General features: G+C 32.4%; 20 protein-coding genes. 12 read left to right on the top strand and 8 right to left on the bottom strand.

What is annotated here, in order from left to right:
• Window positions 1–531 precede the first annotated feature (531 nt).
• The 5 genes from IX38_RS11995 (at window position 532) to IX38_RS11975 (ending at window position 4,688) form a co-directional block, all read left to right on the top strand.
• Complete coding sequence (locus IX38_RS11995) at window positions 532–897, top strand: hypothetical protein (protein ID WP_034705289.1); 366 nt, start codon at window positions 532–534, stop codon at window positions 895–897.
• 55 nt (window positions 898–952) lie between these two features.
• Entirely contained in the window at window positions 953–1,861 is a 909-nt protein-coding gene (locus IX38_RS11990) for a hypothetical protein (protein WP_034705287.1), read from the top strand.
• A 107-nt stretch (window positions 1,862–1,968) separates the two neighbouring features.
• Window positions 1,969–3,063: a hypothetical protein gene (locus IX38_RS11985; RefSeq protein WP_051884682.1), complete on the top strand. Its 1,095-nt coding sequence runs from the start codon at window positions 1,969–1,971 to the stop codon at window positions 3,061–3,063.
• 130 nt (window positions 3,064–3,193) lie between these two features.
• A complete protein-coding gene (locus IX38_RS11980) occupies window positions 3,194–4,120 on the top strand; it encodes a DUF2262 domain-containing protein (RefSeq protein ID WP_131368674.1) in 927 nt (308 codons plus the stop codon).
• Window positions 4,121–4,214: 94 nt separating this feature from the next.
• On the top strand, window positions 4,215–4,688 hold the full coding sequence (locus tag IX38_RS11975) for a hypothetical protein (protein WP_034705282.1): 474 nt from the start codon (window positions 4,215–4,217) through the stop codon (window positions 4,686–4,688).
• A 7-nt stretch (window positions 4,689–4,695) separates the two neighbouring features.
• Here the strand turns inward: IX38_RS11975 and IX38_RS23205 are convergent, their stop codons facing one another.
• The 8 genes from IX38_RS23205 to IX38_RS11935 all read right to left on the bottom strand — a co-directional run bounded on the left by IX38_RS23205 (window position 4,696) and on the right by IX38_RS11935 (window position 11,847).
• Window positions 4,696–5,292 (bottom strand): hypothetical protein, encoded by a 597-nt coding sequence (locus IX38_RS23205; protein ID WP_034705279.1) that lies wholly within the window; start codon window positions 5,290–5,292, stop codon window positions 4,696–4,698.
• Between the two features lie 104 nt (window positions 5,293–5,396).
• Window positions 5,397–6,353 (bottom strand): SMI1/KNR4 family protein, encoded by a 957-nt coding sequence (locus IX38_RS21950; RefSeq protein ID WP_051884678.1) that lies wholly within the window; start codon window positions 6,351–6,353, stop codon window positions 5,397–5,399.
• 35 nt (window positions 6,354–6,388) lie between these two features.
• Window positions 6,389–7,063: a hypothetical protein gene (locus IX38_RS11960; RefSeq protein WP_034705437.1), complete on the bottom strand. Its 675-nt coding sequence runs from the start codon at window positions 7,061–7,063 to the stop codon at window positions 6,389–6,391.
• A gap of 70 nt (window positions 7,064–7,133) precedes the next feature.
• Entirely contained in the window at window positions 7,134–8,288 is a 1,155-nt protein-coding gene (locus IX38_RS11955; protein ID WP_034705277.1) for an immunity 26/phosphotriesterase HocA family protein, read from the bottom strand.
• Between the two features lie 17 nt (window positions 8,289–8,305).
• Window positions 8,306–9,328: a HEAT repeat domain-containing protein gene (locus IX38_RS11950; RefSeq protein WP_051884677.1), complete on the bottom strand. Its 1,023-nt coding sequence runs from the start codon at window positions 9,326–9,328 to the stop codon at window positions 8,306–8,308.
• A gap of 219 nt (window positions 9,329–9,547) precedes the next feature.
• A complete protein-coding gene (locus tag IX38_RS11945) occupies window positions 9,548–10,042 on the bottom strand; it encodes a hypothetical protein (protein WP_034705433.1) in 495 nt (164 codons plus the stop codon).
• Between the two features lie 309 nt (window positions 10,043–10,351).
• The gene (locus tag IX38_RS11940) at window positions 10,352–10,816 is read right to left on the bottom strand and encodes a hypothetical protein (RefSeq protein ID WP_034705274.1); all 465 of its coding nucleotides are present in this window, start codon (window positions 10,814–10,816) and stop codon (window positions 10,352–10,354) included.
• 212 nt (window positions 10,817–11,028) lie between these two features.
• Entirely contained in the window at window positions 11,029–11,847 is an 819-nt protein-coding gene (locus IX38_RS11935; RefSeq protein WP_034705431.1) for a GLPGLI family protein, read from the bottom strand.
• Between the two features lie 442 nt (window positions 11,848–12,289).
• Between IX38_RS11935 and IX38_RS11930 the strand changes: the two genes are divergently transcribed.
• The 7 genes from IX38_RS11930 to IX38_RS11900 all read left to right on the top strand — a co-directional run bounded on the left by IX38_RS11930 (window position 12,290) and on the right by IX38_RS11900 (window position 17,790).
• Window positions 12,290–12,772, top strand: coding sequence for a hypothetical protein (locus IX38_RS11930; protein WP_131368673.1), 483 nt, complete (start codon window positions 12,290–12,292; stop codon window positions 12,770–12,772).
• Window positions 12,773–12,783: 11 nt separating this feature from the next.
• Complete coding sequence (locus tag IX38_RS11925) at window positions 12,784–13,149, top strand: hypothetical protein (protein WP_034705270.1); 366 nt, start codon at window positions 12,784–12,786, stop codon at window positions 13,147–13,149.
• A gap of 172 nt (window positions 13,150–13,321) precedes the next feature.
• Window positions 13,322–14,038, top strand: a complete 717-nt coding sequence (locus IX38_RS11920) for a hypothetical protein (RefSeq protein WP_034705267.1) — start codon at window positions 13,322–13,324, stop codon at window positions 14,036–14,038.
• A gap of 317 nt (window positions 14,039–14,355) precedes the next feature.
• Window positions 14,356–15,447, top strand: a complete 1,092-nt coding sequence (locus tag IX38_RS11915; protein WP_051884674.1) for a hypothetical protein — start codon at window positions 14,356–14,358, stop codon at window positions 15,445–15,447.
• A 171-nt stretch (window positions 15,448–15,618) separates the two neighbouring features.
• Entirely contained in the window at window positions 15,619–16,614 is a 996-nt protein-coding gene (locus IX38_RS11910; RefSeq protein WP_034705262.1) for an ankyrin repeat domain-containing protein, read from the top strand.
• Window positions 16,615–16,671: 57 nt separating this feature from the next.
• Entirely contained in the window at window positions 16,672–17,148 is a 477-nt protein-coding gene (locus tag IX38_RS11905) for a hypothetical protein (RefSeq protein ID WP_034705261.1), read from the top strand.
• Window positions 17,149–17,235: 87 nt separating this feature from the next.
• Entirely contained in the window at window positions 17,236–17,790 is a 555-nt protein-coding gene (locus IX38_RS11900) for a hypothetical protein (RefSeq protein WP_131368672.1), read from the top strand.
• Window positions 17,791–17,875 lie beyond the last annotated feature (85 nt).

The following is a 17,875-nucleotide window of genomic DNA, read 5'->3' as shown; positions in this document are numbered from 1 at the left end:
TATTGATTCCCTACAGGATAACTATTGCATATTTTCTATTTACGAAAACGCAGACGATCAATTTTCGGAAAATTCTTACAAAATAAAATCTTCAAAACATATTAATCTTGTGGCCTTCCGAATACAGGAAAATTCACCGTTTCAGAAATGCTTTGATCAACAAAAAAAAGCAAAAACCTTACAACCTTATCTCATCAAAATTTATTTTTTGACCAGTCGCATTTTATAAAAAATTTTAAAAAGTTAACCGGTAAAAAACCAAAGGAATCTTTTAAAAATGTGGATACAGACAAAGAAAATATCTGGTTTGTTATTTAGGCATTCCATTTTTACAATTTTAATTTATTACAATTCTGTTACTTGAACCCAAAAATACTGACATAAGAGCTGAAAAATTTGGACAGAAGATTTCCCTGATGATGACACCTGTTTTTTGAATGACGAACCAAACGAGCTTTATGTTTTTTTAAATCGTTATATTAGAAAAAGACAAAAATCAATATTGATAATTTAACGCACATACCTCAAAAGATGAGTTACGACATTTCACTCTACAGAATTGAAACCAAAGAAAAAGAAGAAGTCTCAGATGATGAAAACTTTTTCGAAAACGAAGAAAATTTGGTTGCATTTACGGCACAGCAATTCCAGGAACTAAATGACAGATTGGTAAGTTACGGTTATGAATTATCCGAGGAAAATGATTATGGTTTGTCTTTTAGTCATCAGGATGAAGATTATGGGACTGCACTATTAACGAATGAAGCCCTCTTTTTTAGAGCAAGTTGGAGCAAAAACTCAATTTTTGAAGTAGGAATGACCGCTTCTGAATTTACAGACTCCGGAGACTACGCAAAATATGACTTTCAGAATGGTGAATGGGAAATCTGGGAATAAAAAATAATGCATTAAGAGAAAAAAATATAGTTTAGTTTTATACATTGTTAAGAAAATGAGAAAATTAATAATACTTATAACATTCGTATTTGGGTTTACACCTGGTTATTCACAAAAGCTTTTTACTCAATTCACAATAGATAATTTTGAAACTCAAATCCTAAATTATAATCCGAATAAAATTCCAAATGTTTCAGATAAGGAGTATAACTATGGTATTATGATTTTAAAAGAAACGAGGAATGCGGTAAAAAACAAGCCCGAAAATTTCAATCTGGCAGATTATTTTAACATATTAAACGCATTCCTTAACCTGAATGAAACAAAGGAAAATATTAACGTTGCATTTAAAAAATTTGTCAATGCAAAAGGGAGTTGCGAATATATTTTAGCTTTTGAAAATTCCATCAAAATTAATCCTAAGTACGATATTGTAAGAGAGGATTACAATCAGCAATTAGCTAGATGCAAGTCCAATACTGATGTTAAGAAAGAATTGGATATTTCGGAATATGCTAAGTCTAATAACCTGAATCTCTCCTTAATTGAAGAAATATATAATGTTGATGTGAATGACCAAAAATATAGAAGTTACGACGAAGCAAAAGAAATGTCAGACAGCCAGCAGGTTTTGGACAAAAAAAATCAGTCAATTATTGATTCATTATACAAAACCAATAAAACGTATATAGGGAGAAGTTTAGTAGGCAAGAAATTCGAAAATGTTATGTGGGCTGTTGTTCAACATTCAAATATCCAAATGATGGAGAGGTATTTACCCGTTATTAAAAAAGCTGTTTTTGACAAAGAATTAGAAGTTGCTCCTTTAAAAATGCTTATTGACAGGTTTTATGGATTGAAGTACGGTTATCAGATTTTCGGAAGTCAGGGTGATGGGTTCGGATTCAGGTCAGCGGATGAGAAAACGAAAAAAGAAATAAAAAAGAAATACGGAATTGAATAAATACTGCACCTAACAAAGGTTTCCTTGCCTCAGGCGGACTGATTGCAAAATTCAACAGCAATTTTTCAATTGAGCTTTATTAAACTGTAACACTACAAAAGACCTTTATGAAAAATATTGATCAAATAAATCTATTCAAATCGACAATCAAAAAAACCAAATCTGGTACGTTGACAACTTTAGCTGCAGACTTTGGAATTTCAGCGAAAGAAAGTATTTATTTCGCTGAAAAAACGCTTCTGACAAATTATATCTATAAAAAAGACGAAACTTATAATCTGGTGTATACTGTTATTGACAACGATGGAAGCGAGGAAAGCTTTGTTGAAGACGATGGCATTTTACCCACTTTGTTTCTGAGCCCGGATCAGGAAAATTATGTTTCTTTTGTACCCTATGACCCAAATAAAGATTTGGAAATCAGCATTCCGGTTTTTAATCGTGAAAATATTGAATTACCAAAAAGAAACAGACCGTTTGTCGGAGACTTTATCGGAACATCAAATCAGTATTCAATTTTTCATAACGCTGACAGTTGGTCTGATACAAAACCTGACAAACTTCTTGCGATCGAATTTAAAAACGGAGTCATAAAAAAGAAGCATAATGTGAAAATTGCACTTCCACGAAACAATAAAATATTTATTCAGAATAATGAAATCCATCTGTTGGCAAAGGACAACACAAATTGGGTACACCGACAAATTGATGAACTGGGAAAATTGGTAAGAGAAAGAACAATCAAATCAAACCATCAATTTTTCCGGCAGATATTAAGTTTATCATTTGAAGAAAATTCATACATCCTTTGCGAGGAAAAAGGGAAAATTTCCATTGAAATCATTTCTGCACAAAATGCCTGTAATACTATGAATCTGATAGAAATTGGAGATAGATTTTATAATACCTGGCAACCTGTACAGGTTGGAGAACAAACTTTTATTACGAGATTTAATAATGAGTTCGGCAACGGATGGATCACAACAAAAAATGAGCAATTGCTGGAAATATTTTACGGTAAAGAAGAAAAAGGCTATAAAAACCTGCTGACTAACGAAGTTTTAGAAATGGATCATAAAGACCTTGTCATTTCGAGCTTAAACAAAACGAAAGAAAATTGTTATGCAGTTATTTTTTATCCAATGGCAAATGATAAAAAACACAGCAATGAGCTGATCATCTTGAATCGTGAAATAAAATAACGGTAGTTTTCAATAATATCGGATTTTCTGCTTTAGTTCTACTTGGTCGATAACATTTCTACTCCCATCACAAATCATCAAAAGGTTGTCAATAAATGTAACGAAAGAAATACAAAAAAAACAAAACAGAATGAAAGAAACATGGAACTTTAAATTGATGGACCTGCTAAAAAACGCAAGACTTGGCAACACAAAGGAACTCAACCAATTTTTGGAAAAATATTCACCATTCGCTGCAGCGAATGAAAATTACTCTGCTTTACTATTACTCCGGAATTTTCAGGTTGAACATTGGAACGATGAAAGACGTATATTGAATAGTCATCCGGAAGGTGAAAATTTTCAATGGGGAATTACTATTGCCAGATCTTCTGAAGACATTAGTTCAGAGAGTCATATTTATTTACCCAATAGTTTAAATTATAAGAAACTTAAAATTATTGGAAATGAAATTGAAATCATCACCGACAAAAAAAGCATTAAAACCAATATCACTGAACTTTTCAGAAAGCTGAAATTTTTCAAACTTTCTATTACCGAGCAGGAAATAGAAAATGCTTTTGATACATTGTCGAATGAACAGTATGAAGAACCTAAAAAATTAGAAGTTAAACACCAGACCATACATATACCGTCAACAGGAATACTGACGTACAATGACAAATTGAAATGGTATGAAGGTAAATTCAATACAGAGAATCAAATTATTGAAGTAAGTGTTTACAATGCAGAACCAGATGACTTCGACAAATTACTTCCTTTTGTAGATAAGCAGATGAGCTCAAAGTTTTATGACAAAATACTGCTGAAAATGGAAAGTAAAATGATAGCATTGAAAAATGACCTCTGGCTAGGAGAAGATGAGGAAACCGGCGAAGATGAACCACCAATCACTGTGGAGGATTTCAGAAAACGGGTGTCTGTCACCAGCATCGTGTTTTATGAAGACTGCTCCTCCACGATTTATTGTAGCGATGACGACATTTTTTGGGGACACACCATCGATATCAATGTGGATAAAAAGGGAGAATATAAAGATGTAAATTTAGCAGGGTAAAACCAATCCAGCCGATTTAAATAATGACAGATAAAAATTATGCCATCTTTAGAAGCAATTATGAAGAAGATTAGCGATTATAAAAGTAAAAAATATGGAAATCCTTGAAAAATATGGAATTGTCGAAGCTGGAAAAGACTATGTCTGGTTTGACTGTGAAAGTTTTGAAAAAAGTAAGGCTTACATTGAATTAATTAAAAATTTATCATCCATTAGCAAAAGTAAATTCTCGCCTCAAAACCTTAATATTGAGAACGAAGGATGGACTGAAAACCGAGAGCATTATATTGTTGAAATAAGTTTTACATTGAGCAATGAAAATCATCAAATCAAACTTTTGTGTGAAGAATGGTTTGACTTCGACTTAATCATCCAACTCAATCAAATACTTTTGAAGGAAGGAATGGAAGATCAATTTTATCCTGTCAAGACAGGTGACCAATCTCTGATCATTGTTTTTGGCAGCCCATCTCTTAAAGAAAAACTTGCAGGAGAAAATGTTTTGGAAAGTACTGAACAACTCATCCTAACGAAACTTATAAACTTTAACTCGTTAAAAATTGTTTAGTTGTACTCTACTCATTCCGTTCTTTATTTAAGTTTAAAACCTCAACCGTAGTAACCCCAGCCTGGTCGCGGTTTTCATTATTTTTAAAAGTTAATTTAATTTCCCTGTGGGAGGAAACCCGTATATGTACCGGTAGAGGTTGCGCCGTAATACCTATGAGTGGTTTTTCAGTCTTAATATGTCCAAAATAGTCTGTAAAATCTGCAACAACCAAAGAATCTGTAATAGTTTCAGGAATCAGAAATATAATTCCCGATCCCACTTCAAGGTATGTTTCATTATTTTGATAATACTGTATAAAGATATCTTTCCTATTCCCCTCTTTTATTGAGTCATGTATTCCCAATGGCAGTTCACTTAAAAATCTTTTATTTAAGAACCTGATACCTGCATCATTAAATTTTGTATCAGGAAGTTTCACTATAGAATCTATGTAGGTCAGGAATACCTTGGCTTGATGAGCTTTCATTTCCCTAACTTCCGGAATAATAGATTGGTTTTTCTTAGTTTGGGAATTTTCTCCGTTACAGCTTAGAAAAAAACTCAGTACAAAAGCAGATAGAATATAATCAATGTTTTTCAATTTTAAAGGTGAGTTTCTCATTTGAAATTAATTTTAAAAATAAACTGAGCCCAACTATTTTATTCCTTTTATATATTGAAGCCTTATCGTGTTGAACTTATAGAATGATGATCATTCATTAAATACTACAGCTTTGTTTTAGAATGCTCTTCCTTAATCATTTCTATTACTATATCATGTAGATGTGTTTCAGAATCAACGAGTCGGTTTTCATGTTTAGTGGCTTCTACCAATAATTTATCAAACAATTGTTCCAAATTTTCGGCGAGCACAAACATATCCTCTTCATCTCTTCCGAAGTTAATGATCTGGCCTTTTGTTCCATTAATATCCGGATCGAGATCTATTCCGATATAGTTACCCCCGGAATCTGAAAAAACGGGCAGCCATTTGTAATGAAAATATTTTTTCTGAATTGCATTTTCGGGTGTTGAGGTAAATGGAATTTGATGATCAAAGTCGTATGAAGAACGTTCAACCTCATACTTCCCATTTGAGTAAACAATACATTTCAGTTCATCCCAATGGTAGCTTTCCCTTTCCAGTTCCTGTAGGTTTTTAACCATTTCCAGAACCTTTCTGAGTTCGTCAATGTCAATATCTAAAATTTCCCTGTTTCTGTCAGTGGTATTTTCTTTTAGATAAAGATAAGGTCCTTCACTACTCTGTGGCGAGCAGCTAAACTCCATTTTATACCACGATTTTTGCAGACCGAAAAGTTGATTCCTGGGTGCATAACGCACATAAAAACCGATGATTTCTTCTATTAAATGTTCAGATTGTTCAGGATTTAGAATACTGTTAGTTTCTGGCTTAATTGAACTTCTGCTGAATTGCAATTGTCTTATGATTTCTTCAGAATTACAGAAACTATGCCCAAACAAAACACCATTTCCTATATCATTTTGTCCATTTGCAAAACAGTATAACTCCAGTATTTCGGACGGCAATTTTTCTTCCAGTAATTTTTCAATTTCTTCAATATCGCTATTTGAAATCGGAGGATTTAAGATTCCGGGAGATTCCTCATCGTGGCTTTTTTGAAGGCTTATAATTTCCTGAAATTTTTTCGTGATGCTCATATATTTGATTTGTTTTTGCTAAGGATTATTAAGTCTTATTTTTCTATATTTATACCCATTTCACTAAAATATTTTTCGGAATCACATTTTTCTGTTCCTATACTGATGATACCATTTTGAATATCCCAGTAGCATGATTTTGAAAGGTTTTTACTGTTTAGGATGATCAGCCTGTCATAATCCGGAGCGAAGAAAATATATTTGTTTTCTTTCTGTACATTCCAATAGAGACCATTATCTGTATTGGGGTTTTTCGTTCCTTTGCCATACTTTTTTGTGAGCAATTGCTTTACTTCGCTCTGATTTTTTTCACCTTTGATTTCAGCTCTGAAACCAAAAATCTCAGTTGAACCATTCTGCTTTTTTAAGATTTTAAGGTTATTCTCCAGTTGTTTTCCAGTTTTAAAAAAGGTGCTCTCGAAATGTCCTCCCCCGTTTTTCATAACGCTGTCATTATTAACTTTTGCCGATAAAAGAAAATAAACCTTATCCACAGGAATGCCGGAAAATACAAATTTTGTACTGTCTGTATCTTCTGCCAAAATTGCAAAAGGATATTCTACACTGTCTGTTCCAATACTTTTTCGTGATGTTTCACTGAGCAGATTCTCAACTGGTTCGTTCAGTTTCAGTTGAGCCAGATCTGTCTGTTCAGCTTTGCTGCAAAAGGTAATCAGTGGCAAGATCAATATCAATAATAACTGTTTCATTTATTTTTAATTCTTTTGTTTTGGCCTCATTTAGAATTCAAATAATGCTCGGCGGAGAAAATTTTCTCATCTATTCTGCAAGATTTAAATTCTGTTCATAGGTCTTATCTGCATCCAATCCGAAAAACTCAAATATTTCTCTTTTAACATCAATGTTCATCGGGTTTCTGAGATCGTATCTGATGTCATACAAGTGTCTGCTTTCCCAATAGGGTTTATTGGATTGGTCTGCAATACAATCCTGAAGTTTTTCAGTATCCAGGCCATAGCCGATCGATTCATTTCTGTATGGGTTTTCATTGTAACCTGTATGTAAATTCTTATCCTCTATTTTCAGGTATTTATTAAATTTGGCAATGTCATCCTCTCTATAAATAAACCCATACTGCAGGTAGACCGTGTTTTTATCATCTGAACTGATACTTTTGCTATACGAAATCAACATATCATATTCTGAAATTTCCAAAGGCTGATATCCTATAATCTCCTTTTCTCCATAGAAAAACTGGTTGTCCATTACAGCCTGCGACGGTAAAGCCAACGTCTGTGAAAGTTCTGCCAGATCAATATCCGGCGTACTGCTTATTTTGTGATACAATTTCACAATCAAAGCTTTGCCCATCAGCTGGGTTAAGCCGTAATTTTTATTGGCTTTGAGGTTCTCCGTTTTTACCCGTTTAGCAACATCAATCAGGATTCTGCCAAATGCATAGTGTCTTCGATCGATCTTAAAAGCAAAAAAGTCGCCTTCTTTATATTTATAGCGTTTTCTTTCTGCATTTTTAAAGGCCTCGATTTCGATTAAATCTTTTTCAGCTGTTTCCTCAATCCATTTTGTAAGCCATCTGTGAAGCGTTTTGAGATCTCCTTTTTCTTCAAAATTTTCGGAATGATAGGCCGTCTGTGTGGTATAATTTGCGATTCTTAAATAGTCTTCTGAAAAACTGAAATATACGCCAAGCGAACTGAATGACTGCGTTGCCGTAAAGTTGAGCTTTTTAGGTTTTCCTTTTGATGTTTTGGGCAGTAAAATAGTTCTGTTTTCTGCTGTTTTCTCATTTAACTCCTCCTCTGAATAGGAGTTTTCGGTAACTGATATTTTTTTTCTGATCGTATCGCCTTCAAAGTACAGATACATATCATTTAACTTTACTATTTCCCAGGTGCTTTCCACAGGAATCAGCCCCAGGTATTTTCTTTGTTCATTGGTTAATTCAAAAATCATTTTCACATTTTTTAAGCTTATGCCTTTGGCTTTAGAATTCTCTCTAAAAATTTCATGGCTTTAGTTTTTGCAGTATCTATCTTTTCTTGATCAACTTCGTCTAATGCGGTTTGTGAAATCCCAAGTTTAGTCTTTCCTAATTCCTGAACAGAACTCAGTATAACGGACAGTACAAAATAATCCTTTTCATTATCCAGAGCCTTTTTATAGGCTTCAAATGCTTTCAGTTTTAGCGCATCCCTCTTGTTTCTGAACCACATCTGCATATAGGATGATGCACTCCAGGCCCTGCAATTTGGATGTTCATCTTCCAGTAAATGTCGCCTTAAGATATCAGTATCGTTCATAGTTCCGACCCATCCTAACACAATGATTGCCCGATCTCTCGTATAATCGTCTTCACTTTCTGCAAACTTTCTGGCAAATGCCAAAATTTGGTTCTTGTATTTACTTTTTTCGCTGATGCTTCCTAAGATGAAAATAATTTCTGCCTGAAAATCAATATCTTCATCATTTTCCAGTTTTCCCAGCAGCAAAATTTCAGCTTTCTCTCCGTGTTCTTGAAACTTGTTTTGCAGCTGTTTTCTTAATTCGACATCAAGGTGTCGGTCTGTAATCAATTTATAATGAAATTCCACAAAAGAACTTCTTGTAACCGATGTAATCAATTTATTTGTATCGCTTCTATTTCCATTTTTAATATCCCTAACCCATTGCTGCAGTTCTTCTAAGGTGTGGAAATTAATGTCATCAAGTATGTCTTCTATATCATTTTTCAATTGCTCATCATTCATATTCTGAAGCTTATCTTTCAGAAAGTAATGTGCTTTTTCTCTGTTTTGTCTGAAACTGAAATACAGTTTCAGGTTCGGTTGAAAATACCTTTTCTTTTGTTCCAGTAAAGAAAAATGAAATGTCAAATATTCATCGTCGTCTGAATCGGTTAACTCAGAACAGAATTGACAAACGTTCATTGAAGCTTTATTTTTTAACGTATTTATTTCGTCAAAAAGTATTTTCAGTTCAGCTATTTCTTTCATTTTTATTTTCAGCAGTTTACAGCGTTTTTTTTCAAAATTGTTTTCCCGGTGAATAAATCTGAAGATCTTCCATCGTTCGATATTTCTGTTAAATCAACAAACTTTTTGTCTTGAGAATTGCAGGAGGTAATGATCAACGATGTCAAAAGAAGGAAAATTTTAATAGTATTTTTTCATAAATAATATAAATTTGGTAGTGTTTTTTTATTAAAGAATATATTAAATAAACATTTTTGCATTTGGTGTTATGATTTCAAATTTTTCAATCACCTGCCCGGGATATTTGGTGTCAAGAAATAACCATTTCTCTTGAGATAACGGCAGAAAACAAAGCGTATCATTTCCGAGACTTTCTTTACAAATCCTAATTTCAAATTCAGGCTGGAGGACCTGATTAAGGGTTATTAACGTGGTATCTCTGTCTGCACCAGCTCCTTTATACGGAATTAATGTTTCCTGACTTTTGTAGTTTATGATGGTTTCAAATCCTCTTTCATTATCAGCGTTATTGGTTTTAACGGAAAGTACATTTGTTTGAAGTATGTCTTCACAGTATGTAATAATATTTTCATCTTCTTCACGCCAGTCAATCCACATCGCAATAGCATCAATGTCATTATCATAAAAGTTATCGTAGAAAAAATTACCGTCTTGGCTCACTAAATATTTTTCTATAAATAGCATCTTGTCTGTTTTATCTGTTTTTTCCTTCATAAGTTTATTCTCATTTAAAGAATCAGGCAGTTTACTTCCAAATATTTTTTTCAAAAAATCCATCATATCGTAATTTAATTATTTGGTTAACCTGCTTATCGCAAACCTGATTTACAGCGGTTAATGGATATTATCAATTCCTGAATAATTCCGTAACTACTTCTTCCAGTTTTTTCTGTAACCTCATTTTTCATATTCAGAAAGACCTAAAGCATCAACCGGATTTTGCTGATAATCGTATGTGGTATAAATCAAATTTCTGTTTGCCCTAATAATAGTTTTAGGTTATAAATCTTATATCGAAAAACTTTAAAGGTGAAATCTTTTAAACTTTAGCTCGAACATCGTTTCCGTAAAATTATTTTGAAGGAAATCATCTGCTTGTTGCCAGATCACATCTTCCAGATCTTCGCCTTCTTGTATGATACCGGAGCCTTCATCTTCTGAAATCTCTCCCTGGGAATAGATATATTTCCGCTCAAGTTTCCCACTGACATACTTTTCAAAATAATAAGTATCTGAAATGTCGGAAATGATGAATTGTATAATTTCCCCATCGAAGTTTGAAATGTCGTACAACGTACCAAACTCCGTAAATATCAGGGTTCCCGTTTCCGTCTGTAAAATATCAATCGTATTATCTTCCCGAAAACTGCTGGTTGCATCTTCAAAACCTATTTCCTTAGAAAAACTAATTTTGCCGCCCAGAAGATTTTCGATGATTGTCTGGTCACTTTGACTTTTTATAAGTAAGCCTGCGATATTATATCCCATATTTTAATGATTTGATTTACTTGTAATTTTGTAATTAAAACTTCTATTGCCGGTTTGTTTGGTTACAATTAATTATTAATTTCAGCAAAAATGTTGAACAGGTTTTTCGTTTTAAAAAATTTCACTTGATTGAATATTGGTTAGACTACTGCGCAAAATTTCATTAAACAACCAGATTTCATTACAACATCGGCCACAAGAATTTTCTATATTTAATCTAGTTCGATTTTGTTATTGTCTTTTTTAATTTTTTCTTTTATAGACGCTTCCTGATCTTTAATGTTAGAACTTTGCCCGTCTTTCGTAACCATTATAGCACCACCCATCTGTGCCTGTTTAAATCCCCTTGCAGGATCATTCTCATAATCCTTCAATATTTTACTGTATTGCTTTGCGTTAACTGAAATTTCATTAGCTCCAAAAACATCTTTCGGAATTGAGCTGATGTTTTTTACAGCTTTTAAGGTGAAGCGGTGAGATTGGGTTTGATCTTCCATTTTTACCATGAGACCGGGAAGTCCGTGAAATTTATAAGGTCCGTCCTGAATAGGAATATCTGTTGTAAACCAGGCATACCAATGTCTTCCGGCAAAATCAGTTTCTGCTTTTTGGGTCATCCATTCACCGACTTTAAGTTTCTCAGAAGTTATTTTCCATACGATGGGTCTCTCTTCAGAAACGTTATACTGATCCCTCAATATTCTATTTTGTAAGAACACCTCATATTTGGGATATTTCTTAGTAACAGCATATCTCACCAAACCTCTTCGATTGTTAGATTTAAGATTGAGCATTCCTCCTGCTGCCATCTGTTTTTCCACATCAATTTTCATCAGAGAATCGGAATTATAAACCGTGTAGCTATAAAATTTAGAGCCCGATTCTGAAACGTCTAAATTCATTACTTCATTTTTCAAATCAGAAACATTAGTAGAATCCGGCACAAATTGGTACTCATAAGTAAAACGTTTGTTTTGTGCATTTGCAAATATGCCAAGCATAACTAAAGTGAATGTGATAAGTATTTTCATAATTTTTATTTTTTTTTGCATAAGTGAACTTTTAGTTATAAATAAACATTACAGTAATAAAAACACTTAGATGTTTGTCAAACTTCTATAATATCAATTACTTTAATAGTTCTTCAGTATTTTTCAGTCAAGATGTAAATATAAATATACCGCAAACCTTGTAATTGTATAAATGGAAAGTATCAGAAAAAAAATAATTATTTTTTGTAAATCAAAGTTATGAGATAGATTTGGATTTAAGTTTCTCAAATAATTGATTGGTGATTTCAAAATTCGATAATTAAACCCTTTCTATTTCGACATCTTTTGGCTGAGTTTACATTTTTACAATTAGGAAACAAAAACTATAAATAGATTTGTAGTGGTATCAAGATAAAATAATTCGTGACCTTATGCGACATGCTAAAATAAGACAAGTGCAAAAACATACAATTAAGATAAAATGAAAACATTAAAAATAACTCTTTTGATCATGACAGTTATTGCAGTGGTGGCAAGTTGCACTAAAAAAGGAGAACCTAACAAACAAGGAGAACTTTTGACGACGGAACAGATAAAAACATTGTCGACAGACCAATCTATGAATGGAAAACAAATAACAGTTGAGGGATATGCAGGACTTTGCAATTCAATGTTTGTCACTGAGGGTACAAAAAATGAAATGACAGTTTATTCGGACGGATTTTGCAAAGGAGAAAAGCTAATCAATTTACAAATTAAAATCAGTAAAGGAGACATTCCCCTTACCGGAGATGAACCTCGTAATTTTGGCAGTTTTGCTGATGATAAAAACCTTTCAAATGAAGCACTTACTTTTATGACAGATGATTATCAGGAAGTAAAAAACGGCAAGCTAAAATTTAGCGGAACAGTTGTTTACAACGGAAATGATTTTTCTTTGGACAATGTAACTATACACAAATAAAATATAAAATTATGCAAACTAAAGGAGCAAAAATCGGATTTTTAGTTTTACTTATTGTTTTTGGCATTGGAGCTTATTGGTTTTATAACCACGGACCTTTCGCAAAGATGAATGATGAAGCAAAAAAATCATATCAAAATTATGTAAAAGCTGAAGCGACAATCATCAGTCAGGAAGGAAATGGACGGGTTGGAAAAGGAGCCGCTCAAATATGGAAATTACAATTCAAAGATCGTACAGGAACGCTTCATACAGCAACATTGCAACAAGATTCATTCATGGGAAAAGATAACAATTCTGTAGTCAACATCTATTATGACCCGGAAAACCCAAATGCAATAACAAGCGAAGCTTCCTATGATGAAGTAATGAAGTAAATAACTTACCGGTTGTGCATTTAAGAACTAAAAAAAGATTGTCCCGCCGCATTGAATATTACTACAGAATAGATGTCTGTTAATTCTGAATTACAACTTTTTAGATGCATCTTATATTATAATTAATATGTAAAGATTTATTTAATTTCAATCAATACCTACAAAGATTATTATGAAAAAGACTTCTATAGCACTACTATTACTTTCAATATTATTCTTTTCTTGCCAACAGAAGAATAATGATGATAATGTAGCTATGAAGGACTCAGATTTAAAGAGTCCGGAAGAACTGATAAAACCATTTTTTGCAGATAATTATCCAGTTACTGACAAAATGTTAGGAAAACCAACTGCAAACAGACCTGTGACTACCTCTCATTTACGTTCTGAAAATACGGCTTGGTTTACGAATGACAGTCTAAAGCAGACATTAATGTTTATTTTGTTTTCTGACAATTCAAGGATTGTAACTGCCTGTTTCGACAATAATAATGTCCCAAGTGAACTCATTAAAAAAAAAGATTTTAGTGACTTTAGTGACCATAATAATTATCCATCAAGTGAAGAAGATCGCCTTCTATATTACAAGGAGTTTTTTTCAACTGCAAAAAAAATTGATACAAAGTATTTTACTTCAAACATGGGATTTAAAATAGGTGACTCAAAAGAGAAAGCTATTAAGAAGTACGGTAAGCCAGATAGTATTAGAGTGGTAGAGGGTTTTGATAAATATTTCTGGAATCCGGCAGGAGCACAAATTACCAGACAAAATGTCCCTGAAAAGGATCTATTGCTTATTGATGAAAAGAAGCAATTCATTACAATGTACTTTAAGAACAACAAGTTAGCAACGATGATTCTTGATAATACTTCCAGGTCAGAACCCTAATTTTATATGAACCAGGCTTTAATACTCTTTCACATCATTTTAAAAAGCCGCTATATAGATGTAATTTATTAATAATGATTTTATTAATATTATTATGGAAAGAGAAAAATGGAAATTACAAATTTCTGGTAAATAAGACTATCTGATGCCATAATGCTATATGCGACAGAAAAAGGTCTCACAATTTTTGATAATTCAGGGATATTTAAAAAAACATGAAATCAAATCGATTAAAATCTTTAGTAGTAATCTTCACCTTACTAAATTCAGTATTATTCTCCCAAGATTCAGTGATAACACAAATTGCAGGGAAAAACATGACAACGTTTTCCGTAAAAAACCAGTCTTTCGAAGGAAAAGGTTGGGATACCATAGTATCTAAAGTACAAAAGTCAGATTTTGTACTTATCGGCGAAGATCATTTCATAAACGAAATTCCTTTCTTTTTTTCAGCACTAACAAACAAAGTTAAGTTTGATAATTTCTTTTGTGAAATAGACCCTTACTCTGCGAAAATTATTGAATCCAAAATCAAAAATTTATCCGACACCCAATTGAGAAATTATGTGGCTGATTTTGGAAATGTATTTTCCTTTTATGCTTTTGATCCTGAATTTAATTTATTAAAGCAGTTAGTGAATTCAAAAACTTCTATTTACGGAACTGACCAAATATTATTGGTAGCAGACAGGCTGGTCTGCAGTGAACTGAAACTAAAGACAAAAAACGCTAAAGCAAAGAAAATTTATGAGAATATTGAGAATAAATCAAAATCATATTTCGCTGAATTTTTAAAAGACCAGAACAAACCGTTTTTCATGAAAACTGTAGAGTTTGAAAGTGAAATTAAAAAACTTTTACTATTAAATTTAAGTCAGGAGGAAAAGGAGAAAGCCGAAGCACTTCAATTAACAGCAAAAATATATAATGATGAAGACAGCCATCATCTACGAATTCAATTAATGAAAAGTAATTTAATGAAGGTCTATCCAGAATGGAAGGATAAGAAAAATTTATTCAAATTTGGAGCAAACCATCTTGCAAAGGGTGAAAGCTTATTGAAAATATATGATATTGGAAACTTAGTTAATAATGTTGCTGACAGCGAGTTTAAAAATTCCTTACACATAATGATATTAGGAAAATCCGGTACACAATCATCACCATTCCAAGGCTTCCCTGATGAGATTGTAGATGAAAATAGCGGAAGCTTCAAATTATTAAAGCCTTTCTTTGATCATGTAAATTCCAATGAATGGTCTTGTTTTGATATGCTTCCCCTCAGAATGGCCTTAGAAAATGGAAAATTAATCGTTAAGGATGTAAAATTAGCCAGAATAATAAAGGGATACGATTACCTGGTGATTATTCCGAAAGTGACCGCCTCAAAATTCCCAAAAACAGAATAGATTGTACCAATCAATACTTCTGAAATAGTAAAGTTTGACCAATGCGTTAGATAGGAATAAAAACGATCATTAAAATAGTAAAAAGTATCAATTGATTGAGGTTTGAAATCACTTTAACAAATTAGAAAGTCATCAATAAAATTTTAAAGTTAACCTACAAAACGAAGAATAATGATCAATTTGATCCCGAAAATTCATAAGCAAACTCTACTATCTGCAATTGCTAAAGGAGATCTTAATGCCGTAAAAATTGTGGTTGAAGAAAATAATTTGGATCTTAATGTCTATGAAGAAAGGTCATATTCACCATTGATAATGGAAGTTCTTACCTCTTATGGAATTAAAAATGAGGATGACAGATTAATATTTCTTCAATATTTTTTAGATAACGGTGCAGATCCCAACATGAATTGCAAAGCTGGTTATAATTCTCTCCATGTAGCCGTACAACAAGAAAATTTAATTAAGGCCTTAGATCTTTTTATTGATTTTGGTGGCGATGTAAATGCATTGGACAAAAACGGAGCATCTGTTGCATATTGGGCAATTCAGGGATTTCCTTGGCGGACTGAGGGAGAAAAAAGAGCGTTCCATCTGCAAGTTCTTGAAAAAATTCTGATGCTGGGAGCCGATCTTGATTGCCAGAATAAATTTGGAGTCACACCTAGAAGCTGGTTAGAACATTCACCGGAAGATGTGAAGTTGTTGGTTGAGAAATGTGAACAGCTTCAGCCCGTTTATAAACCCTCTTCTACCCAGCAACCTGAATTCCCTACCAGATACACCTATCCGGAGATTGTGAAAAATATTCGTGAGAATATGATCCCCACAACCGGACAGGCAGAATCATTAGAGGGTGAAATGCTTCGCAATCTGGATATTCTGAAAGACGAAGCGTATCGAAATGGAAATGTGAATTTTTCTGATTCTCACAAAGCATTTGCTGAATTCATTCTTGATCATCTTACTACATTTACCAGAACAGATAAACAGGATGTTGAAAATATTACCGCTGCGGTCAAAAAATTAATGGATCCGCAAAAACCTTATTTGGAAGATGATGTTTATGATTATCTGACGGATCAAATCTGTATTTTTCACCAGAAAATAAATAACGACGATTTTATAGTAGAAACCAATAAAAAATGGTGGCAGATTTGGAAATAAAAAACAAAATCTTCTCATTTTAAACTCCAATTTTGAATACAAATTATCTGCCTGTTTATGAATATCTATTTAGTAGAAATTTTATCAAATTTAATGATCATCTTTATTCAGGTATTTATAGTATTTGAGATAGAACGTTTATGGAATATTTTAAAAGGAAATAACAGCAATACAGCAATAAAATTACTTCAATATATTGAGCTGCCTTTTTCCGGCTTTATCAAGGATAAAAAGATGCTGAGATTCCTATCAATATTGGTTTATCCTTTGATTATGGGTTTGTTTTGTGCTGGAGGAATTCCTTTTTTAAATCATTTTTCAGGAACTGATATCAAACTTGGAAGTCCATGGGGATATATTGCGATGTTTGGTACAGGCTACATAGGAATGAATATTTTGATTATAACAGCATATATTCAAAGAAAAATAGCGGTAAAGAAAATATCTATTGATACCTCATCTTATATGATCATGTTTTACATTGCTTTACTCATGGTTAGTTTTTATGTTGAATTAAAAATATTTTTGAGTTAAATAATTTAATTAAAGAGTTGGTATATAATCAAAGAGTTAAAAGATATCAACTATAAAAAAAATGAAGTGTCTAAATCAATTTGAGAAATGAATAATAGTGGCAAAAAAGAGTTTTGGATAAAAAGAATCCGTTTGATAAAACGTTATGTTTTAGGATTTATCATTGCATTTTCTTTGCTGCTAACAGCTTCTGTCGTCTTATTTATAAGTTTTAAAATACCATCGAGTTTCGTCTTGATTTTAAGTTTACCCCTGTTATTAATGATGTATTTTTTATTCAGAAGATATTTTACAAATTATGAAAAAATGATCAACATGTTGGATGATAATGAGGTCGCAGAATTACAAAACGTTAATGATTCTATCTTGAAAATAAGTAAATATTTTCCTTCCTTCATCATTACGTCCGGTAAAATTATAGTTATTAAGGCTATTAATATATTTGAGATTAACATAGATGCCATCACAGAAATATCTTTTAACTCGTTCTATAACAGAAGTGGAAGAAACAATGTTGTTATAATTAAGCAAAATAACAGTAGTCCCTACTCTTTTATTATCAGCAACAGATTGGACCAGCAAAATTATTTAATTAAAAAAGTAAAAGGATTTAACCCAGAAATCATCATCCATTATAATTGAGTTTATGAAAGAATCACACATTAATTGTTGCGCTTATCATTTGTAATATTGACAGCGATTTTCAGTATTTCAAATATTTCAATTA

This window comes from Chryseobacterium luteum, from assembly GCF_000737785.1.
GTDB lineage: Bacteria > Bacteroidota > Bacteroidia > Flavobacteriales > Weeksellaceae > Chryseobacterium > Chryseobacterium luteum.
This window is presented reverse-complemented; position numbering and strand designations above follow the sequence as displayed.

Bases quoted from the DNA above. Each gene is read 5' to 3' on its own strand.
- IX38_RS11995 (WP_034705289.1), top strand. From the start codon at position 532: ATGAGTTACGACATTTCACTCTACAGAATTGAAACCAAAGAAAAAGAA.
- IX38_RS11990 (WP_034705287.1), top strand. From the start codon at position 953: ATGAGAAAATTAATAATACTTATAACATTCGTATTTGGGTTTACACCT.
- IX38_RS11985 (WP_051884682.1), top strand. From the start codon at position 1,969: ATGAAAAATATTGATCAAATAAATCTATTCAAATCGACAATCAAAAAA.
- IX38_RS11980 (WP_131368674.1), top strand. From the start codon at position 3,194: ATGAAAGAAACATGGAACTTTAAATTGATGGACCTGCTAAAAAACGCA.
- IX38_RS11975 (WP_034705282.1), top strand. From the start codon at position 4,215: ATGGAAATCCTTGAAAAATATGGAATTGTCGAAGCTGGAAAAGACTAT.
- IX38_RS23205 (WP_034705279.1), bottom strand. From the start codon at position 5,292: ATGAGAAACTCACCTTTAAAATTGAAAAACATTGATTATATTCTATCT.
- IX38_RS21950 (WP_051884678.1), bottom strand. From the start codon at position 6,353: ATGAGCATCACGAAAAAATTTCAGGAAATTATAAGCCTTCAAAAAAGC.
- IX38_RS11960 (WP_034705437.1), bottom strand. From the start codon at position 7,063: ATGAAACAGTTATTATTGATATTGATCTTGCCACTGATTACCTTTTGC.
- IX38_RS11955 (WP_034705277.1), bottom strand. From the start codon at position 8,288: ATGATTTTTGAATTAACCAATGAACAAAGAAAATACCTGGGGCTGATT.
- IX38_RS11950 (WP_051884677.1), bottom strand. From the start codon at position 9,328: ATGAAAGAAATAGCTGAACTGAAAATACTTTTTGACGAAATAAATACG.
- IX38_RS11945 (WP_034705433.1), bottom strand. From the start codon at position 10,042: ATGAAGGAAAAAACAGATAAAACAGACAAGATGCTATTTATAGAAAAA.
- IX38_RS11940 (WP_034705274.1), bottom strand. From the start codon at position 10,816: ATGGGATATAATATCGCAGGCTTACTTATAAAAAGTCAAAGTGACCAG.
- IX38_RS11935 (WP_034705431.1), bottom strand. From the start codon at position 11,847: ATGAAAATACTTATCACATTCACTTTAGTTATGCTTGGCATATTTGCA.
- IX38_RS11930 (WP_131368673.1), top strand. From the start codon at position 12,290: ATGAAAACATTAAAAATAACTCTTTTGATCATGACAGTTATTGCAGTG.
- IX38_RS11925 (WP_034705270.1), top strand. From the start codon at position 12,784: ATGCAAACTAAAGGAGCAAAAATCGGATTTTTAGTTTTACTTATTGTT.
- IX38_RS11920 (WP_034705267.1), top strand. From the start codon at position 13,322: ATGAAAAAGACTTCTATAGCACTACTATTACTTTCAATATTATTCTTT.
- IX38_RS11915 (WP_051884674.1), top strand. From the start codon at position 14,356: ATGACAACGTTTTCCGTAAAAAACCAGTCTTTCGAAGGAAAAGGTTGG.
- IX38_RS11910 (WP_034705262.1), top strand. From the start codon at position 15,619: ATGATCAATTTGATCCCGAAAATTCATAAGCAAACTCTACTATCTGCA.
- IX38_RS11905 (WP_034705261.1), top strand. From the start codon at position 16,672: ATGAATATCTATTTAGTAGAAATTTTATCAAATTTAATGATCATCTTT.
- IX38_RS11900 (WP_131368672.1), top strand. From the start codon at position 17,236: ATGAATAATAGTGGCAAAAAAGAGTTTTGGATAAAAAGAATCCGTTTG.